Origin of the sequence: Enterobacter sp. SLBN-59 (assembly GCF_024807915.1) — a bacterium.
GTDB lineage: Bacteria > Pseudomonadota > Gammaproteobacteria > Enterobacterales > Enterobacteriaceae > Enterobacter > Enterobacter asburiae_B.
In genome coordinates, this window is sequence record NZ_JANUFI010000001.1 from 3301023 (window position 1) to 3321182 (window position 20160).

Consider the following 20160-nt stretch of genomic DNA (forward strand, 5'->3'; position numbering starts at 1 on the left):
CGATGAAAACAAAACTTTCCTGGTTATGTGCAGTGGCAATGGGGATGAATGTTCTCCCCGCAACAATGGCTAACGCAGCTCCTGGTAACGCAGCGGCAACGCCTGCGCCAACGGTACCTGTCGTCGCGCAAGCAACCGATCCGGTTGTCACCGCGGCACCTGGTCAAACAGAAAATATCATGCCGAACCAGCCAACGGAGGGGAACACCCTGCCGGCAGACGGCCAGGTCATCGGGCAGGTGATGCCTGGCGTCCGGGGGGCGAATGCGCCCGTCGTTGCGGACAATGCGCCGTCGCGGGACGTGAAGCTGACCTTCGCGCAAATTGCACCGCCTCCGGGCAGTATGGTGCTGCGCGGCATCAACCCTAACGGCGGCATTGAGTTTGGCATGCGTAGCGATGAGGTCGTTTCTAATGCGGTGCTGAACCTGGAATACACGCCGTCGCCGTCTCTGCTGCCGACGCAGTCCCAGCTGAAGGTCTACCTGAATGATGAGCTGATGGACGTACTGCCGGTCACCAAAGAGCAGCTGGGCAAGAAAACCCAGGCGCAGGTGCCGATCAACCCGCTGTTCATCACCGACTTTAACCGTATCCGTCTGGAATTTGTCGGCCACTACCGCGATGTCTGCGAAAACCCGGCCAGCAACACGCTGTGGATGGACGTCGGGCGTAACTCCTCGCTGCAGATGACCTACCAGTCGCTGGCGCTGAAAAACGATCTCTCGGCATTCCCGGTTCCGTTCTTCGATCCGCGTGATAACCGTCCGCTCACGCTGCCGATGGTGTTTGCATCATCCCCGGACGTGACCGAGCAGCTGGCGGCCACCATTGTGGCGTCCTGGTTTGGTTCACGTGCCGGCTGGCGTGGACAGAGCTTCCCGGCGATGTATGACAAACTGCCGGACAGAAATGCGATTGTGTTTGCGACCAACTCGAAACGCCCGGCCTTCCTGCGCGATCATCCGGACGTCAAAGCGCCGACCGTTGAGATGATAAGCCACCCGGAAAACCCGTACGTGAAGCTGCTGGTGGTGTTTGGCCGTGATGATAAAGATCTGGTGCAGGCAGCAAAAGCGATTGCCCAGGGCAACGTCCTTTTCCGTGGCAACAGCGTTGTAGTGGATGAGGTCAAACCGCTGCTGGCGCGTAAACCTTATGATGCGCCAAACTGGGTGCGTACCGACCGTGCGGTGACATTTGGCGAACTGAAAACCTATGAAGAACAGCTGCAGGCGACGGGGCTTGAGCCAGCGCCGATTAGCCTGTCACTGAATCTGCCGCCGGATCTGTATCTGCTGCGTACCAACGGCATTGATATCAATCTGAACTACCGTTATACCGCGCCAGCGACCAAAGACAGCTCGCGCATGGATATCAGCCTGAACAACCAGTTCCTGCAATCGTTCAGCCTGCAAAGCACGCAGGATACTAACCGCCTGATGCTTCGCCTGCCGGTGTTGCAGGGGCTGCTGGACGGTAAAACGGATGTCTCCATCCCGGCACTGAAGCTGGGCGCGATAAACCAGCTGCGCTTTGACTTCCAGTACATGAACCCAATGCCTGGCGGTTCTGCGGAAAACTGCATCACCTTCCAGCCCGTACAGAACCACGTCGTGATTGGCGATGAGTCGACTATCGACTTCTCGAAGTACTATCACTTCCTGGCGATGCCGGATCTGCGCGCCTTTGCTAACGCGGGCTTCCCGTTCAGCCGCATGGCCGATCTCTCTGAGTCCATCGTTGTGATGCCAAAAGCGCCAAGCGAAGGGCAGGTTACGACCCTGCTGGATACCATGGCGACCGTTGGGGGACAGACGGGATTACCGGCGATTAACGTCACGTTGACGGACGATGGCAGCCAGATCCAGAACAAAGATGCTGACATCATGGTGATCGGTACCATTCCGGATAAGCTGAAGGATGACAAACGTATCGATCTGCTGGTGAAAGCGGCCCAGTCCTGGGTTAACACGCCGCTGCGTCAGACCGAGTTCCCGAGCATTATGCCGGATATGAACGACCGTCAGGCCAGCGCGCAGACGACGGTAACGTCTCAGGGGGCAATGGCCGCGGTGGTGGGCTTCCAGTCACCTTACAACGAACAGCGTAGCGTGGTGGCTCTCCTGGCGGACAGCCCGCGCGGATATGAACTGCTCAATACGGCCATGAACGACAGCGGTAAACGTGCCGCGATGTTTGGATCCGTTTCGGTGATCCGTGAGTCCGGCGTCAATAGCCTGCGCGTGGGCGACGTGTACTACGTGGGCCATCTGCCGTGGTTCGAACGCCTGTGGTATGCGCTGGCTAACCATCCGGTTCTGCTCGCCATCCTGGCGGCGGTCAGCGTGGTCTTGCTGGCATGGGTGCTGTGGCGTCTGCTGCGTATCATCAGCCGTCGTCGCCTGAACCCGGATGAGTAAGATGTGATGAAAGCCTTTCGCTGGTGTGCATTAGCAGCGTTGATGCTGGCGGCGCTTCCTCTTCGCGCCGCCTGTACCTGGCCTGCCTGGGAGCAGTTTAAAAAGGATTACATCAGTGAGGGCGGGCGTGTCGTTGATCCCAGCGACACGCGCAAAATTACGACCTCTGAAGGGCAAAGCTACGCCTTGTTCTTTGCCCTTGCGGCGAACGATCGCAGCGCGTTTGACCAGCTGCTGACCTGGACGCGCGATAATCTTGCCAGCGGCAATCTCAACGACCATCTGCCCGCCTGGCTATGGGGCCAGAAAGATAAAGAGACGTGGGCGGTGATTGATACCAACTCCGCCTCTGACGCCGATGTCTGGATCGCCTGGTCTCTGCTCGAAGCGGGCCGGTTGTGGAAACATCCGGACTATACCCGCACGGGTAAGGCGCTGCTGAAACACATTGTCAGTGAGGAAGTGGTGAAAGTGCCGGGGCTCGGCGCAATGCTGCTTCCCGGTAAAGTCGGTTTTGCCGATGAAAACGTCTGGCGTTTTAACCCCAGCTATCTTCCTCCGCAGTTAGCGAGTTATTTCACGCGCTTTGGTCCCCCGTGGACCCAGCTTCGTGAAACCAATCAGCGTCTGCTGCTGGAGAGCGCGCCGAAAGGGTTTTCGCCGGACTGGGTTCAGTATCAGAAAAACAAAGGCTGGCGGTTACAGCAGGATAAATCGCTGGTGGGCGGCTACGACGCCATCCGCGTTTATCTCTGGGTGGGAATGATGAGTGATAAAGATCCTCAGAAAGCCCGGCTGCTGACGCGCTTCCAGCCGATGGCGGCAAAGACAATGAAACGGGGTGTGCCGCCGGAGAAAGTGGATGTGGCGACGGGTAAACGCACCGGGAATGGCCCGGTCGGGTTCTCTGCCGCCATGCTACCGTTTTTACAACAACGTGATGCCCAGGCGGTTCAGCGCCAGCGCGTTGCGGACCATTTTCCCGATAACAATGCCTATTACAGCTACGTGCTGACTCTCTTTGGGCAAGGATGGGATCAGCATCGTTTTCGCTTCACCGCAAAAGGTGAATTAATACCGGATTGGGGCCAGGAATGCGCAAGTTCACAGTAAATCTACTCACTTTATCGCTTGGCCTGGCACTGATGCCGATGGCTGAAGCCGCTAACTCTCCGCAGCAGAAACAGCTGCTGGAACAGGTTCGGCTGGGCGAATCGACACAGCGTGAGGATTTGGTTCGTCAGTCGCTTTACCGTCTTGAGCTGATTGACCCGAACAACCCTGACGTCATTGCCGCACGCTTTCGCTACCTGCTGCGCCAGGGCGATAACGCCGGTGCGCAAAAAGAGCTGGATCGTCTGAAAGGGATCGCGCCGGGCTCGAGTGCATACCAGTCATCACGCAACACGATGCTGCTGTCCACGCCGGATGGCCGCCAGCAGCTCCAGCAGGCGCGTTTGCTCGCCACCACGGGACACACGCAGGAGGCGATTGCAGCCTATGACAAGCTGTTTGACGGCAACCCGCCGGGCGGCGACGTGGCGACGGAATACTGGAATGTGGTCGCCAAAGATCCTGCTCGCCGGAATGCGGCCATTAACCAGCTCAAGAAAATCAATACCAGCAGCCCCGGAAATACGCAGCTGCAGGCGACGCTGTCCCAGCTTTTGTTCCAGAGCGGACGCCGTGATGAAGGCTTTGCGGTATTGCAGGAGATGGCTAAATCGACCAACGGGCGCAGCCAGGCGTCTGATATGTGGTATGACCAAATCAAAGGCCAGCCTGCCAGCAGCGCCAGCGTCAGCGCGCTGCAAAAATACCTGAGCGTATTCAGTGACGGCGATAGCGTCGCGGCGGCGCGTGCCCAGCTCGAAGAACAGCAAAAACAGCTCGCTGACCCGGCGTTCCGCGCGAAAGCGGAAGGGCTGGCGGCGGTGGATGCCGGGCAGGGAAGTAAGGCGGTGGCTGAGCTGCAAAAAGCCGTCAGCGCCAACCATGCCGACAGTGAAGCGGTGGGTGCCCTTGGCCAGGCCTATTCCCAGAAAGGCGACCGCGCCCGCGCGGTGGCGCAGTTTGAAAAGGCGATTGCCCTCGATCCCCAGAGCGATAACCGGGGTAAATGGGACAGTCTGCTGAAGGTCAACCGCTACTGGCTGCTGATCCAGCAGGGCGATGCGGCCCTGAAGGCGAATAACCCTGCGCAGGCGGAGCGTTACTATCAGCAGGCGCGCAGTATCGACAATACCGACAGTTATGCCGTGCTGGGGTTGGGCGATGCCGCCGCGGCGCGTAAAGATAATGACGCGGCGGAACGTTACTATCGCCAGGCGCTGCGTATGGACAGCGGCAACAGCAATGCGGTCCGCGGCCTGGCTAATATTTACCGCGCGCAGTCCCCGGAGAAGGCCTCGCAGTTTATCCAGTCTCTCTCCGCCAGCCAGCGCCGGAGCATTGATGATATTGAACGCAGTCTGACCAACGAGCAGCTCTCCGCTCAGGCAGAACAGCTGGAAAATCAGGGAAAATACGCCCAGGCGGCAGAGATTCAGCGCCGTCGTCTGGCGCTCTCTCCCGGCGACGTTTGGATAACCTATCGTCTCTCGCGCGATCTCTACAGCGCGGGTCAGCGCAGCCAGGCGGATACCCTGATGCGTCAGCTTGCCAGCCAGAAACCGACCGATCCGGATCAGGTGTACGCCAGCGGGCTCTATCTTTCCGGTAACGATCAGGACCGCGCCGCGCTGGCGCATCTGGACACGCTGCCGCGCAGCCAGTGGAACGGCAATATTCAGGAGCTTGCCGACCGCCTGCAAAGCAACCAGGTGCTGGAAACCGCCAACCGTCTGCGCGATAGCGGCAAAGAGCAGGAGGCGGAAAACCTTCTGCGTCAGCAGCCGACCTCCACCCGCATCGACCTGACGCTGGCGGACTGGGCGCAGCAGCGTGGCGATCTGGCGTCGGCAAAAACGACGTATAACGCCGTTCTGCAGCGTGAACCGCAGAACGAAGACGCGATCCTCGGCCTGACCGAGATTTATAGCGCGCAGGGCGACAAAGATGCCGCGCGCGCAGAGCTGGCGAAACTGCCCGCCGCGCAAAACGGCCAGCCGCTGTCGCTCAACATGCAGCGCCGGATCGCGATGGCGCAGGCAGGTCTGGGCGATTCCGCTGCCGCAGAACAGACCTTCAACAAAATCATTCCGCAGGCTAAATCGCAGCCCGGCTCCATGGAAAACGCGCTGGTGTTACGTGATGCCGCGCGTTTCCAGGCGCAAAACGGTCAGCCTCAGCAGGCGCTGGAAACCTATAAAGACGCGATGGTGTCGACGGGCATCACCACGACGCGTCCGGCCGACAACGACAGTTTCACTCGTCTGACGCGTAACGATGAAAAAGACGACTGGCTGAAGCGCGGCGTGCGCAGCGATGCCGGTGACTTGTACCGTCAGCAGGATGTTAACGTCACGCTGCAGCACGACTACTGGGGCTCCAGCGGCACGGGCGGCTATTCTGACCTGAAAGCGCACACTACCATGCTGCAGGTGGATGCTCCGCTGTCTGACGGGCGCATGTTCTTCAGAAGCGATCTGGTCAACATGGACGCCGGTTCATTTGATAACAATAACGGGACCTACGATCCAAAATGGGGGACCTGCTACGAAACGCCGTGTAGCGGCAACACCCATCAGTCCGACAATGGCGCAAGCGTCGCCGTCGGCTGGCAGAATAAAACCTGGGCGATGGATATTGGCACCACGCCAATGGGCTTTGACGTCGTCGACGTGGTGGGCGGCATCAGCTACAGCAGCGATCTGGGCCCCATCGGCTATACCGTTAACGCCCACCGCCGCCCCATCTCCAGCTCTCTGCTGGCGTTCGCCGGGCAAAAAGATACCAACACCGGCACCACCTGGGGCGGCGTACGTGCCACCGGTGGCGGCGTAAGCATGAGCTATGACAAAGGGGAAGCGAACGGCGTCTGGTCAAGCCTGAACGCGGAAACGCTGACGGGTAAAAATGTGGAAGATAACTGGCGCGTCCGCTGGATGACGGGTTACTACTACAAGCTCATTAATAAAAACAACGAGCGCCTGACGGTCGGCGTCTCCAATATGCTCTGGCACTACGACAAAGACCTGAGCGGTTATACCCTGGGTCAGGGCGGCTACTACAGTCCTCAGGAGTATGTCTCCTTCGCACTGCCGGTGACCTGGCGTAAACGCACGGAGAACTGGTCCTGGGAGCTGGGCGGCTCGGTGTCCTGGTCTCACTCGAAAACCAAAGACGAACTGCGCTACCCGATCCAGAATCTGATCCCGACCGATGAGCCAGACCGCTATACCGACCGGGGCGTGATGGAAACCGGCAGCAGCTCCTCAGGCACGGGTTATACCGCGCGGGCCATTATCGAACGCCGCGTAACGTCCAACTGGTTTGTGGGCATGGGCGTGGATATTCAGGAAGCGAAAGACTATACCCCAAGCCATGCGCTGATCTATGTGCGTTACTCTGCTGCAGGCTGGCAGGGCGATATGGACTTACCGCCGCAGCCGCTCATCCCTTACGCGGACTGGTAATCGGATTATCCTTAATCCATTTGTAAGTCTCTCTTAATAGCGCGGCAATCGGGTATACTCAGGCGCGCCAGGTTTACACCCTGGCGCGCCCTGCGCTTCGAGTTTTGTGGAGAGTCATTTTGCGTGTCAGCCGTTCCTTAACAATCAAACAGATGGCGATGGTTTCTGCCGTCACCGTGCTGTTTGTACTGCTCTTCTGCGTAATTTTGCTGTTTCATTCCGTACAGCAGAATCGCTATAACACGGCTTCGCAGTTAGAAAGTATCGCGCGATCGGTGCGCGGCCCGCTCTCTGCCGCTATCCTGAAAGGGGATATTCCCGAAGCGGAAACCATTTTAAAACGCATTCAGCCTGCCGGCGTCGTTAGCCGCGCCGATGTGGTCTTGCCCAATCAGTTTCAGGCGCTGCGGATGAGCTTTATCCCGGAGCGTCCCGTCCCGATGATGGTGATGCGCCTGTTTGAACTGCCGGTGCAGATTTCGCTGCCCGTTTATTCGCTTGAACGCCCTGCCAATCCGCAGCCGCTGGCCTACCTGGTATTACAGGCGGATTCCTACCGCATGTATAAATTCGTCATGAGCTGGGTGGTTACGTTAGTGACCACTTGCTTACTTATGACGCTTATTCTCAGCGTGGCGCTTACCTGGTGCATTAACCGGCTGATTGTTCATCCGCTGCGCCGTATCGCCCGCGAGCTGAATACGCTTGCGCCGCAGGATCAGATGGGGCATCAGCTTGAGCTGCCGCGTCTGCATCATGACGATGAGATAGGCATGCTGGTGCGCAGCTACAACCTCAACCAGCAGCGCATTCAGCGCCAGCAGGATGAGTTAAACAGCAGCGCCACGCGCTTCCCGGTGTCGGAGCTTCCCAATAAAGCCTTCCTGATGGCGATGCTGGAGCAGACCGTTGCCCGTCAGCAAACCACGGCGCTGATGGTTATCGCCTGTGAAACCCTGCAGGACACGGCTGGCGTGCTCAGGGAGAGCCAGCGCGAAATGCTGCTGCTGACCCTGGTGGAAAAAGTGAAGTCTGTCCTTGCCCCGCGCATGGTGCTGACCCAGGTCAGCGGTTACGACCTTGTGGTGATTGCCAACGGCGTAAAAGAACCCTGGCATGCGATCACTTTAGGTCAGCAAGTACTCACTGTCATTAATGAGCGGTTGCCCATTCAGGGTATCCAGCTTCGTCCAAGCGCCAGTATCGGTATTGCGATGTACTATGGCGATTTAACGGCAGAGCAGCTTTATCATCGCGCGTTCTCGGCGGCGTTCACCGCCCGGCGCAAAGGGAAAAATCAGATCCAGTTCTTCGCGCCGGAAGAGATGGAAAAGGCGCAGCAGCGCCTGACGGAAGAGAGCGACATCCTGACCGCGCTGGATAACCGCCAGTTTGCCCTCTGGCTACAGCCGCAGGTGAATTTGCTGACGGGAGAAGTGAAAAGCGCCGAGGCACTGCTGCGCGTGCAGCAGCCGGATGGTTCATGGGAGCTGCCGGAAGGGCTGATTGAGCGCATTGAATCCTGCGGCCTGATGGTTACCGTCGGCTACTGGGTGCTGGAGGAGTCCTGCCGTCAGCTTGCCGCCTGGCAGGAGCGCGGCGTGACGCTGCCGCTGTCGGTCAATTTGTCTGCCCTGCAGCTTATGCACCCGACCATGGTTTCAGAGATGCTGGAGCTGATCCATCGTTACCGAATCAAGCCTGATACGTTAACTCTGGAAGTGACGGAGAGCCGACGCATCGACGATCCTAATCAGGCAGTCGCAATTCTGAAACCGCTGCGTAATGCCGGCATTCGCATTGCGCTGGACGATTTTGGTATGGGATACGCCGGGCTGCGTCAGCTTCAGCACATGAAAACCCTTCCGGTGGATGTGCTCAAAATTGATAAAGCGTTTGTCGACGGTCTGCCTGGCGACAGCAGCATGGTGCAGGCGATTATCCAGATGGCGCGCAGCCTCAACCTGCATCTTATTGCCGAGGGGATTGAAACCGAAGCGCAACGCGCATGGCTGGCAGAGGCGGGCGTGGAGAGCGGACAAGGCTTCCTTTTTGCCCCTGCTGTTCCTTCGGATGTCTTTGAAGAACGATACCTTTCTGGTGCTGACAATAACGCAAAAGTGTAATTTTGTTGCTGGCTTGTGCGAGCCAGCTCAAAGTTCTTAACATTTGTGTTTCAAATTTGAACTGAGTTTATTTCTGTCCTGTTATGTGGGTGTTATTTTAAAGCCGCAGGTTAACCATAACCTTACAAAGCCTGTGGTTTTTCTTCCCAAGGACACCTTATGAAAACCTCACTCTTCAAAAGTCTTTATTTCCAGGTCCTGACAGCCATCGCCATCGGTATTCTGCTGGGTCACTATTACCCTGAGCTGGGCGCGCAAATGAAACCGCTTGGCGACGCGTTCGTTAAGCTCATCAAAATGGTCATCGCTCCGGTGATCTTCTGTACCGTAGTAACGGGCATCGCTGGCATGGAAAGCATGAAGGCGGTCGGTCGTACCGGTGCAGTGGCGCTTCTCTATTTTGAAGTGGTCAGTACCCTTGCGCTGATTATCGGTCTGATCATCGTCAACGTGGTGCAGCCGGGCGCGGGGATGAACGTAGACCCGTCAACGCTGGATGCCAAAGCGGTCGCGGTGTATGCCGAGCAGGCGAAGGATCAGGGCGTGGTGGCCTTCCTGCTGGACGTGATACCGGGCAGCGTCATTGGCGCGTTCGCCAGCGGAAACATCCTGCAGGTTCTGCTGTTCGCCGTGATGTTTGGCTTTGCTCTGCACCGTCTGGGCAGCAAAGGCCAGCTTATCTTTAATGTGATCGAAAGCTTCTCCCAGGTAATTTTCGGCATCATCAATATGATCATGCGCCTGGCGCCGATCGGTGCTTTCGGCGCGATGGCCTTCACCATCGGTAAATATGGCGTCGGTACGCTGGTGCAGCTGGGTCAGCTGATTATCTGCTTCTATATCACCTGTATCCTTTTCGTGGTCGTGGTGCTGGGCTCCATCGCGCGCGCGACGGGTTTCAACATCTTCAAATTTATCCGCTACATCCGCGAAGAGCTGCTGATCGTTCTGGGGACTTCCTCTTCAGAATCGGCGCTGCCGCGTATGCTCGACAAGATGGAAAAGCTGGGGTGCCGTAAATCGGTGGTCGGGCTGGTGATCCCGACGGGCTACTCCTTCAACCTGGACGGCACCTCGATATACCTGACGATGGCGGCCGTGTTTATCGCTCAGGCGACCAACAGCCATATGGATATTTTCCATCAGATTACCCTGCTGGTGGTGCTCCTGCTCTCCTCTAAAGGCGCGGCAGGCGTGACGGGCAGTGGCTTTATCGTGCTGGCTGCTACTATTTCCGCTGTGGGTCACCTGCCGGTGGCGGGTCTGGCGTTGATTCTCGGTATCGACCGCTTCATGTCAGAGGCGCGTGCGTTAACCAACCTGGTGGGTAACGGCGTGGCGACGGTGGTGGTGGCGAAATGGGTGAAAGAGCTGGATCACAAAAAGCTCGACGATACTCTGAATAACCGTTCAACTGACAGCAAAAATCCTGGCTTAACCTCTTAATCTTGTCACAAATGCCCGTATTCCCTTGTAGGGATGCGGGCTCCTGCGCATAATAACTGTTCGTTCCTGTCATAATTCGACAAGATTTTTTTTGGGTATATTTCACTTCTGACCGTGACGTTTTGCCGAACGCGCGGTCTAATCGACGTGTTTTCATCGTCATCTTTAAGAGTGAAGCGCGTCGCGAAACACTCTTTTTTAACCAGGAATGTTGATCAGGGGTTCACATGCAGGGCACAAAAATTCGACTCTTAACCGGCGGTTTGCTGATGATGGCAGCAGCCAGTTATGTGCAGGCAGATGCGCTCCAGCCAGACCCGGCCTGGCAACAAGGGACATTAGCGAACGGTTTTCAGTGGCAGGTTTTAGCCACTCCGCAACGTCCCAGTGACCGTGTAGAAATCCGTCTGTCCATTAATACCGGTTCCCTCGCGGAAAGCACTCAGCAAACCGGTTTTAGCCATTTTATTCCCCGGCTGGCGCTCACGCAGAGCGGCAGCCTGCAAGCGGTTCAGGTGCGTTCGCTTTGGCAGCAGGCCATCGATCCGAAACGCCCGCTCCCTCCGGCTGTGGTCTCGTATGACTACACCATGTTTAACCTGAGCCTGCCTAATAACCGTAACGACCTGCTTAAAGAAGCGCTTACGTATCTCTCCGATGCCTCTGGCAATCTGGCGATTACGCCGGACACCGTCAACTATGCGCTGAGCAACAGCGACATGGTGGCGACCTGGCCCGGGGATACCAAAGAGGGCTGGTGGCGTTACCGCCTGAAGGGCTCGACGCTGCTGGGACATGACCCGGCCGAACCGCTGAAACAGCCGGTGGATGCCGAACAGGTAAAATCGTTCTACCAGAAGTGGTACACCCCGGACGCGATGACGCTGATCGTGGTGGGTAACGTGGACAGCCGCGCGGTGGTGGAGCAGATCAACAAAGCGTTTGGTGATCTGAAAGGCAAGCGTGAAACGCCAGCCCCTGTCCCGACGCTCTCTCCGCTGCGTGCAGAGCCTGTCAGCATTATGACGGACGCCGTGCGTCAGGATCGCCTCTCCGTCATGTGGGATTACGCCTGGCAGCCCATCCGCGAGTCCGCGGCGATGCTGCGCTACTGGCGTGCCGATCTGGCGCGTGAAGCGCTGTTCTGGCACGTTCAGCAGACGCTGAGCAAGAACAACGTGAAGAATATCGGTCTTGGTTTTGACTGCCGCGTGCTGTTCCAGCGTGCGCAGTGTGCCATCAACGTTGAATCGCCGGGCGATAAGCTGAATGCTAATCTGGGCGTGGTCGCAAAAGAGCTGGCAAAAGTGCGTAAAGAGGGGCTTTCCGAAGAGGAATTCAACGCTCTCGTGGCGCAGAAAAAACTTGAGCTGCAGAAGCTGTTTGCGACCTACGCTCGCGCCGATACCGACATTCTGATCAGCCAGCGTATTCGCTCCCTGCAGAATCAGGTGGTGGACATTGCGCCGGAACAGTATCAGAAACTGCGTCAGGACTTCCTGAACGGTCTGACCGTCGAGATGCTCAATCAGGACCTCCGTCAGCAGCTGTCGCAGGAGATGGCGTTGATCCTCCTGCAACCGAAGGGCGAGCCGGAATATGACATGAAGGAACTTCAGAAGACCTGGGATTCCATTATGGCTACCGCGCCGCAGCCCGCGCAGGCCGCCACGGCTGATGATTTACATCCGGACGCGACGGATATTCCGCAGGGGCAGTAATGCTTAAACATTCCCTCTCCCTGTGGGAGAGGGTTAGGGTGAGGGCATCAGCCCGCACCCTCCTTAAACAGGCATCGCCTCACGCGGAATAATCGCCCCGCGATACTGAATCACCGTGCTGGCCGTCAGGTGCCCACGCTGTGCCGCCGCTTCCGGCGTTCCACCCGTCAGACGTACCGCCAGATAGCCCGCGCTGAATGAATCACCGGCCGCCGTGGTATCAATCACTTTCTCTCTGGCAAGCTTCACTGCCGGAACGTCAACCAGCGCTTCGCCCACCACCGCGACCAGGCACGAATCCGCCCCGCGCTTAATCACCACTTCGCTCACGCCAGCCGCCTGCGTGCGTGCAATCACGTCCTCTACCGGTTTCTCACCCCACAGAGCGTCTTCATCGTCGAGCGTGAGGAAGGCGATGTCGGTGCACTGCAGCATCTGCTGATAGACCTGCTGCGTCTCTTCGCGGCTGGCCCACAGGCGCGGGCGGTAGTTGTTATCGAAAATAACCTTGCCGCCGTTTGCACGGCATTCGCGCAGCAGCGAGAGCAGCTTTTCACGGCTGGTAGGGCTCAGGATCGCCAGGCTAATCCCGCTCAGATAGAGGTAATCAAAGGTCGCCAGCTCTTCGCAGATGGCTGCGGCCGCGTCGCTCTCCAGCCAGAATTTGGCCGCGGCTTCGTTACGCCAGTAATAAAACGTGCGTTCGCCGGTGCTGTCGGTTTCGATGTAATAAAGCCCCGGGAGGCGGTTCTCCATACGTTGAATCAGCGACGTTTCGACATGTTCACTCTGCCAGGCCTCCAGCATTTGCTGGCTGAAGCTGTCCGTACCCAGGGCGGTCACGTAGTTCACGGTGAGCGCCTCAGGCGCGACCTGACGGGCAATATAAACGGACGTGTTTAACGTATCGCCACCAAATCCGCGGCTGACTTCCGCGCCTTTTTGTGACAGCTCAATCATGCATTCGCCAATCACGGCAATTTTTTTGGACATAGTCGTGAACCTGAACAGAAGAATTATCAGCAGTGTGCGCTGAGTGAATTAACCGGTCAACTATATTAAAACAACGTTCCATTATTTTATTTGAGCCAGCGCGTGTTCCCGCGCATTTCTGTCATCTTAATTTCATTTTCCCGGTGAATTGAACATAAAGTTCTCAATTGTCGCGCCGATAATCCTGTGACGAGTCCAGAAAGGCTATCCCAACAACAGGACATCTGAAATGAAGTCAGAGCAGGTTATCCAGCGGCTGAGCACTACGCCTGAGGCAAGTATTGAGAACTTGCAGGAGCATCGCTACTGGCTGCAATGTGAGCGTGCGTACACCTATCAGCCGATCTACCGAACAGATGGTCGACTGATGGCAATTGAAATTTTGACCGTCGTTACGCATCCCTCAAACCCTACTCAGCGCATCGCGCCGGATCGCTATTTTGCCGAAGTTGCCGTTCGCCAGCGTCTGGACGTGCTGGAAGAGCAGCTTCGTATGCTGGCGACGAAGCAACCTTTTTTCGAACAGCACGATATCCTCGCCTCGGTGAACGTCGATGGTCCAACCCTGCTGGCGCTGCGTCAGAACGCAAAATTGCAGGAGCTGATCGCCACCCTGCCGTGGATGCGCTTTGAGCTGGTGGAGCATGTCCGCCTGCCGCAGGACTCCTCGTTTGCGTCGATATGCGAATACGGCCCGCTGTGGCTGGATGACTTTGGCACCGGCATGGCGAACTTCTCCGCCCTGAGTGAGGTGCGCTACGACTACATCAAAGTGGCCCGCGACCTGTTCATTATGCTGCGTCAAACCCCGGAAGGGCGGAATCTGTTTACGCTGTTATTACAGCTGATGAACCGCTATTGCCAGGGCGTGATTGTTGAAGGTGTGGAAACACTGGAAGAGTGGCGTGATGTGCAAAACTCCCCCGCAGCGGCGGCGCAAGGCTATTATCTCTCCCGCCCGGTACCCATGGATCGCCTCGATAGCGTGATAACGGCCCTCTGATAAGCCCGCTTCCCTTTGTCTGGACTATAGTTTTACAGGACAGGTCATCAGGAAAGGGGATAAAAATGACGAGAACAACCAGGGTAATCTCCTGGACAGCAGGGATTTTCTTGTTGTTGATCGTGGTCGTCGCCATCATTATTGCGACGTTTGACTGGAACCGTCTCAAGCCGACCATCAACCAGAAAGTCTCAACCGAACTGAACCGCCCCTTCGCCATACGCGGCGATTTAGGGGTGGTATGGGAGCGTCAGAAAGAGGAGCCCGGCTGGCGCAGCTGGATCCCCTGGCCTCACGTCCATGCCGACGACATCATTCTCGGCAACCCGCCGGATATCCCGGACGTCACCATGATCCACCTGCCGCGCGTTGAAGCCACGCTGGCTCCGCTGGCGCTCCTCACCAAAACGGTCTATCTGCCGTGGATCAAACTTCAGCAGCCCGATGCGCGCCTGATCCGACTTTCAGAAAAAAACAACAACTGGACGTTTAACCTTGCCAGCGACAGCGAAAAAGATCCGAATGCCCAGCCTTCCTCCTGGTCATTCCGTCTCGACAATATTCTTTTCGATCGCGGACGGATCGCCATCGACGATAAGGTCAGCAAGGCGGATGTGGAGATCCTCGTCGATCCGCTGGGCAAACCGCTGCCGTTTAGCGAGGTCACGGGCACAAAAGCAAAAGGCGACGCGGCAAGCGTAGGTGACTATGTCTTCGGCCTGACGGCAAAAGGACGCTACAACGATCGGCCTCTCAGTGGTAAAGGGAAAATAGGCGGCATGCTGGCGCTGCGGAGCGAAGGCACGCCGTTCCCGGTGCAGGCGGACTTCCGTTCCGGTAACACCCGCGTGGCGTTCGTTGGCACGGTCAACGATCCGATGAATATGGGCGGCGTCGACCTTCAGCTCAAATTTGCCGGCGATTCTCTGGGCGAGCTGTATGAACTGACCGGCGTGCTGCTGCCGGATACCCCGCCGTTCGAAACGGACGGGCATCTGGTTGCCAAAATCGAAACCGAAAAAGCGTCCGTTTTTGACTACCGGGATTTCAACGGCCGCATCGGCGACAGTGATATCCACGGCACGCTGACCTACACCACCGGAAAACCGCGCCCGAAACTGGAAGGGGATGTCGAGTCCCGTCAGCTGCGTCTGGCCGATCTTGGTCCGCTGATTGGCGTGGATTCGGGTAAAGGTACCAGGTCGAAAGAGGTCAAAAAGGATGTTCAGCCTGCGGGCAAAGTGCTGCCATACGATCGTTTCGAAACAGACAAATGGAACGTGATGGATGCGGATGTGCGCTTCAAAGGCGGAAAAATTGAACATGGCAGTACGCTGCCGATCAGCAATCTTTCGACCCATATTCTCCTCAAAAATGCCGACCTGCGCCTGCAGCCGCTGAAGTTCGGCATGGCGGGCGGGACAATTTCCTCGAACATTCATCTGGAAGGCGATAAGAAGCCGATGCAGGGACGGGCGGAGATCCAGGCGCGTCGATTGAAGCTGAAAGAGCTTATGCCGAACGTAGAGCTGATGCAGAAAACCCTCGGTGAAATGAACGGTGATGCCGACATTCGCGGTGTGGGGAACTCGGTGGCGGCGCTGCTGGGCAGCGGCAATGGTAACCTGAAGCTGCTGATGAACGACGGGCTGGTGAGCCGAAACCTGATGGAGATCCTGGGGCTGAACGTCGGTAACTACGTCATCGGGCAAATCTTCGGTGATGACGAGGTGCGGGTGAACTGCGCGGCGGCCAATCTGGATCTGGTTAACGGCGTGGCGCGTCCGCAGATATTTGCCTTCGACACGGAAAACGCGGTGATTAACGTGACCGGGACCGCTAGCATGGCCTCGGAGCAGCTTGATTTGACGATTGACCCGGAAAGTAAGGGGATCCGCATCATCACCCTGCGCTCGCCGCTTTACGTGCGCGGAACCTTCAAAAACCCGCAGGCGGGCGTGAAGCCCGGACCGCTGATTGCGCGCGGTGCGGTGGCTGCGGCCCTGGCGACGCTGGTCACCCCGGCCGCAGCGCTGCTGGCGTTGATTTCGCCGTCAGAAGGCGAGGCCAATCAGTGCCGGACTATTTTGTCGCAGATGAAGAAGTAATGTGCGGCCTGTTTTTGCCGGGTGGCGCTGCGCTTACCCGGCCTACATTTGAATCGTAGGCCGGGTAAGGCGTAGCCGCCACCCGGCTTAGCTTACAGAGCCTGGTGCTTCGTCTCGTGCGTCAGCAGCAGCGCAATCAGCGTCAGCGCCGCCATGGCCGCCAGATAGACCCCCACATAGAACAGACCATAGTTCGCCTGCAGCCAGGTGGCGATATACGGCGCAACGGACGCGCCCAGAATAGAGGCAACGTTGTAGGAGAACGACGCGCCGGTATAACGCACTTCCGTCGGGAACAGCTCAGGCAGCAGCGCGCCCATCGGGCCGAAGGTCAGCCCCATCAGGCTCAGGCCAATCAGCAGATAGGCCATCACCAGCGCCGGGCTACCGGAACCCAGCAGCGGCGGGAAGACGAACAGAGCAAACAGAATGATCAGCGTGGTGATCGTAATCATGCTCGCACGACGACCGAATTTGTCCGCCAGCAGGCCCGCAATCGGTACCATCACGCCAAACCCGATCACCGCCATCATCAGCATCCACAGCACTTCGTTACGCGGCAGGCCCAGGCCAACCGGCGCGGCGGCGGTACTGAACGTCATGGAGTAGACGGTCATGATGTAGAACAGCGTATAGGTTGCCAGCATGATAAACGTGCCCAGCACGGTCACGCGGACGTGTTTGGTCAGCAGCGTACCCAGCGGCACTTTCACCTGCTTGTTCGCCGCGGCCACTTTCGCAAAAACAGGAGTCTCATGCAGCGAAACACGCACATACAGGCCAATCAGCACCAGCACGGCTGAGAAGATAAACGGGAGACGCCACCCCCAGCTCATGAACTGTTCATCCGTCAGCAGCCAGGAGAGCAGCAGGAACGTCCCGTTGGCAAAGAAGAAGCCAATCGGCGCGCCCAGCTGCGGGAATGAACCGTACAGCGCGCGCTTGCGCGCCGGGGCGTTCTCGGTGGCCAGCAGCGCCGCGCCGCCCCATTCACCGCCCAGCCCCAGACCCTGACCGAAACGCGCCAGCGCCAGCAGGACCGGCGCCAGAATGCCGATGGTTTCATAGGTCGGCAGCAGACCGATGGCTACGGTGGAGATGCCCATCGTCAGCAGCGAGGCCACCAGGGTGACTTTTCGGCCAATGCGATCGCCAAAGTGTCCAAACAGCGCAGAGCCAATCGGACGCGCAACAAACGCGATGGCAAAGGTCGCCAGAGACTGCAGCGTGGCCGCCGTCGGATCGCCCTGAGGGAAGAAAATATGCGGGAAGACGATGACCGCGGCGGTGGCATAAATATAAAAGTCGAAGAACTCAATGGCGGTGCCAATCAGCGAGGCGACGACAACTTTATTGCGCGAGTTTACCGGAACGTTTTCCGTTCCTGAGTCGAGTGTGGTGGCTGTTGCTTGCATAATATTTTCTTATTTTTGTCGAACGAAAGGCCATATTACGCACAGCAAAAGCGACATTTCAATCTGTAACAAAGCCGCGTGCTGGTGATAAAAGCAACAAAAAGCGGATAATTTTCAGGCCAGCGAAAACACGTCTATGAAATGCTTCACAGATTTTAAATATCAGTCAATTAAACTGGTTTTCAGTTAAATAAAAGTTACGGACTGGATTTATATGCTGAAATGATGAATCGGGCTGAAATTTCAGCCCGAGAGCGGGGCTAGCGGTGCGTTTTACCGGGCATTCGCGTGTCGCCTTTGTACTCGGCGGTGGCAATCCATGCCGCGCAGAACAGGGTCAGACGGGCGAAGAAATAGAAGAAGGCCATCAGTCCCAGCACCGAGCCAAACGCCGCGCCAGAAGGGGATTTCACCAGCGACGGCAGCGTGTAGGTCATCACGATTTTGATCACCTCAAAGCCGATCGCCGCAATCAACGTGCCGCGGATCAGCGCCTTCTTGCGCGGACGATGGCGAGGCAAGCGCCAGAAGATCCAGAAGAACAGCAGGTAGTTGGCGAAGATGGAAATGGCCAGCCCAATGCCGCGCCAGGCGGGCTTGAGCCATTCGATGTAATCAAGATACAGCGCGGAGATGATCATCTGCTGCGCCGAGCCCGCCACGGAGGTAATGGAAAGCGTCACGATCAGCGCGACGAGCAGGCCAATCAGCGAAACAAAATCGCGGAGATACTTCACCCAGATTTTCTCCTGGTCCTGCGGCTTACGCTCCCAGACGTCGCGCGACTGGGCGCGAATGGCCTCGCGCAGGTTGCCCATCCAGTTAACGCCGGAGTAAAGGGCAATCAGCAAACCGACGATGCCGACGGTGGTACGCTGCTGAACGGCGGTATTGATGGTGCTCTTGAGCGTGCTGGCAAGGGTTGGGTCACTGACGTTATTCAGGATCTTACTGAAGATATCCTGCAGCAGCGTCGGGTGCGACGCGAGCACAAAACCGGCTGCCGCAAACGACACCATCAGGATGGGAATCATCGACAGGAAGGAAAAATAGGTGATGGCGGCACCAAACTGGTTCCCCATGCGGTCATTAAACCGTTCTGTGGCGCGTATCAGGTGCGCAATCATGGGAAGCTGCTGGATCTTTTCTGCCATGCTGGTAACCGTACCCAGCGCTTTGCTGGCTGTTCCCGGCGTTGCGGGCGCTTCAGGCTCGGTTTCCATCTTTTTGATGGGGTCATACTCTAAATGTTGAGTCGGTCGTTGCGGATTGTTTTCCGGCGTCACGCGCATTTTCCTTTTCGTTGAGCTGGATGTGTTTTTGAATTATAGCTTGCGGCTAGTCCACGTAAGCTTTTGTGAGTTCGGTAAGCCACTCCATGAACAGATGGACCCGGCGGGAGAGGTTGCGGCGGTGGGGGTAAATCAGGGAGACAGGCATCGGTTCGGCCCGGTATTGCGGGAGGATCTCAATCAGTTTCTTCGCGCGCAGTAAATCACGCACCCCAACCCGCGGAACCTGAATAATGCCCAGCCCGGCGAGACAGGCAGCCTGGTAAGTTTCCGTGCTGTTGACGGTTAACACCCCGCCCGTTTTTATCCACTGCGTCGCACTGCCGTTATAAAACTCAAAGCCCTGCGGGCGGGTTCCCAGCATCGCGGCGTAGTGGATCACGGCGTGCGAGCCTAAATCGTCGAGCGTTTCCGGGTAGCCAAATCGCGCCAGATAATCCGGGCTGGCGCAATTAATCACCGACAGCTTGCCCAGCGGACGTGCAATCAGCCCTGAATCCTTCAATGTGCCGACGCGCACCACGCAATCAAACCCTTCGCGGATCACATCCACCAGACGATCGCTGCTGCTGAGCTCCAGTTCAATGCCCGGATAGTGCTGCAGAAAAGCAGGCAGTTTGGGGATGACTAAATTTCGAGCAACGCCGACGGGCATATCCACGCGGAGCCGACCGCTGATGCTGGAAGGATCGTGCTGAAACATACCGTCGAGTTCATCAAGGTTTGCCAGCAGATCTTTTGCCCGTTCGTAATAGACCATGCCGTCCTGCGTCAGGCTGACGCGTCGCGTGGTGCGGTGCAATAGCTGGGTGCCAAGCCGGTTTTCCAGGGCCTGAATTTGCCGCGAGACGCTGCCTTTCGGCAGGGTTAATGTTTCGGCCGCGCGGGAAAAACTCTCCAGTTCCGCGACGCGGACGAACAACTGCATTGCGTGAATTTTATCCATAGAGGAAGCTCATTGTTGTTTCTGATGAAACAGTGAAGCGTTTTAACCCATCTTTATTGATTTTCTATCACCTAATAAGCTCTTTCTCAATCTCCTTAACAGCCAAAACG

General features: G+C 57.3%; 12 protein-coding genes. 8 read left to right on the forward strand and 4 right to left on the reverse strand.

From position 1 onward, the window contains the following. Nucleotides 1-2: 2 nt before the first annotated feature. From bcsB to M2422_RS15725, 6 genes are all read left to right on the forward strand, one after another. Entirely contained in the window at nucleotides 3-2423 is a 2421-nt protein-coding gene (gene bcsB / locus M2422_RS15700; RefSeq protein WP_064673667.1) for a cellulose biosynthesis cyclic di-GMP-binding regulatory protein BcsB, read from the forward strand. Nucleotides 2424-2429: 6 nt separating this feature from the next. Further along, nucleotides 2430-3536, forward strand: a complete 1107-nt coding sequence (gene bcsZ / locus M2422_RS15705) for a cellulose synthase complex periplasmic endoglucanase BcsZ (RefSeq protein WP_064673668.1) — start codon at nucleotides 2430-2432, stop codon at nucleotides 3534-3536. Beyond that, complete coding sequence (gene bcsC, locus M2422_RS15710; protein ID WP_039263029.1) at nucleotides 3518-7000, forward strand: cellulose synthase complex outer membrane protein BcsC; 3483 nt, start codon at nucleotides 3518-3520, stop codon at nucleotides 6998-7000. Before bcsZ ends, bcsC begins: the two co-directional genes overlap by 19 nt. Nucleotides 7001-7119: 119 nt before the next feature. Continuing rightward, complete coding sequence (gene hmsP / locus M2422_RS15715) at nucleotides 7120-9126, forward strand: biofilm formation regulator HmsP (protein WP_064673669.1); 2007 nt, start codon at nucleotides 7120-7122, stop codon at nucleotides 9124-9126. A 159-nt stretch (nucleotides 9127-9285) separates the two neighbouring features. Continuing rightward, nucleotides 9286-10572 (forward strand): dicarboxylate/amino acid:cation symporter, encoded by a 1287-nt coding sequence (locus M2422_RS15720; RefSeq protein ID WP_023309587.1) that lies wholly within the window; start codon nucleotides 9286-9288, stop codon nucleotides 10570-10572. Nucleotides 10573-10799: 227 nt separating this feature from the next. After that, the gene (locus M2422_RS15725) at nucleotides 10800-12293 is read left to right on the forward strand and encodes a pitrilysin family protein (RefSeq protein ID WP_064673670.1); all 1494 of its coding nucleotides are present in this window, start codon (nucleotides 10800-10802) and stop codon (nucleotides 12291-12293) included. Nucleotides 12294-12356: 63 nt separating this feature from the next. On the opposite strand, the gene M2422_RS15730 is transcribed toward M2422_RS15725, so the two are convergent. After that, nucleotides 12357-13286 carry a sugar kinase gene (locus M2422_RS15730; RefSeq protein ID WP_064673671.1) on the reverse strand — a complete coding sequence of 310 codons (930 nt, stop codon included), beginning with the start codon at nucleotides 13284-13286 and terminating at the stop codon, nucleotides 12357-12359. A gap of 229 nt (nucleotides 13287-13515) precedes the next feature. Between M2422_RS15730 and pdeH the strand changes: the two genes are divergently transcribed. Together pdeH and M2422_RS15740 are read left to right on the forward strand one after the other, a co-directional pair. After that, nucleotides 13516-14289, forward strand: a complete 774-nt coding sequence (gene pdeH, locus M2422_RS15735; protein ID WP_064673672.1) for a cyclic-guanylate-specific phosphodiesterase — start codon at nucleotides 13516-13518, stop codon at nucleotides 14287-14289. 65 nt (nucleotides 14290-14354) lie between these two features. Further along, nucleotides 14355-16397, forward strand: coding sequence for an AsmA family protein (locus M2422_RS15740; RefSeq protein ID WP_064673673.1), 2043 nt, complete (start codon nucleotides 14355-14357; stop codon nucleotides 16395-16397). Nucleotides 16398-16489: 92 nt separating this feature from the next. On the opposite strand, the gene M2422_RS15745 is transcribed toward M2422_RS15740, so the two are convergent. The 3 genes from M2422_RS15745 to M2422_RS15755 all read right to left on the reverse strand — a co-directional run bounded on the left by M2422_RS15745 (nucleotide 16490) and on the right by M2422_RS15755 (nucleotide 20050). After that, nucleotides 16490-17812, reverse strand: coding sequence for an MFS transporter (locus M2422_RS15745; protein WP_023309582.1), 1323 nt, complete (start codon nucleotides 17810-17812; stop codon nucleotides 16490-16492). A gap of 260 nt (nucleotides 17813-18072) precedes the next feature. After that, nucleotides 18073-19098, reverse strand: coding sequence for an inner membrane protein YhjD (yhjD, locus tag M2422_RS15750; protein ID WP_039263097.1), 1026 nt, complete (start codon nucleotides 19096-19098; stop codon nucleotides 18073-18075). A gap of 52 nt (nucleotides 19099-19150) precedes the next feature. After that, on the reverse strand, nucleotides 19151-20050 hold the full coding sequence (locus M2422_RS15755; protein ID WP_045404754.1) for a LysR family transcriptional regulator: 900 nt from the start codon (nucleotides 20048-20050) through the stop codon (nucleotides 19151-19153). Nucleotides 20051-20160: the final 110 nt, after the last annotated feature.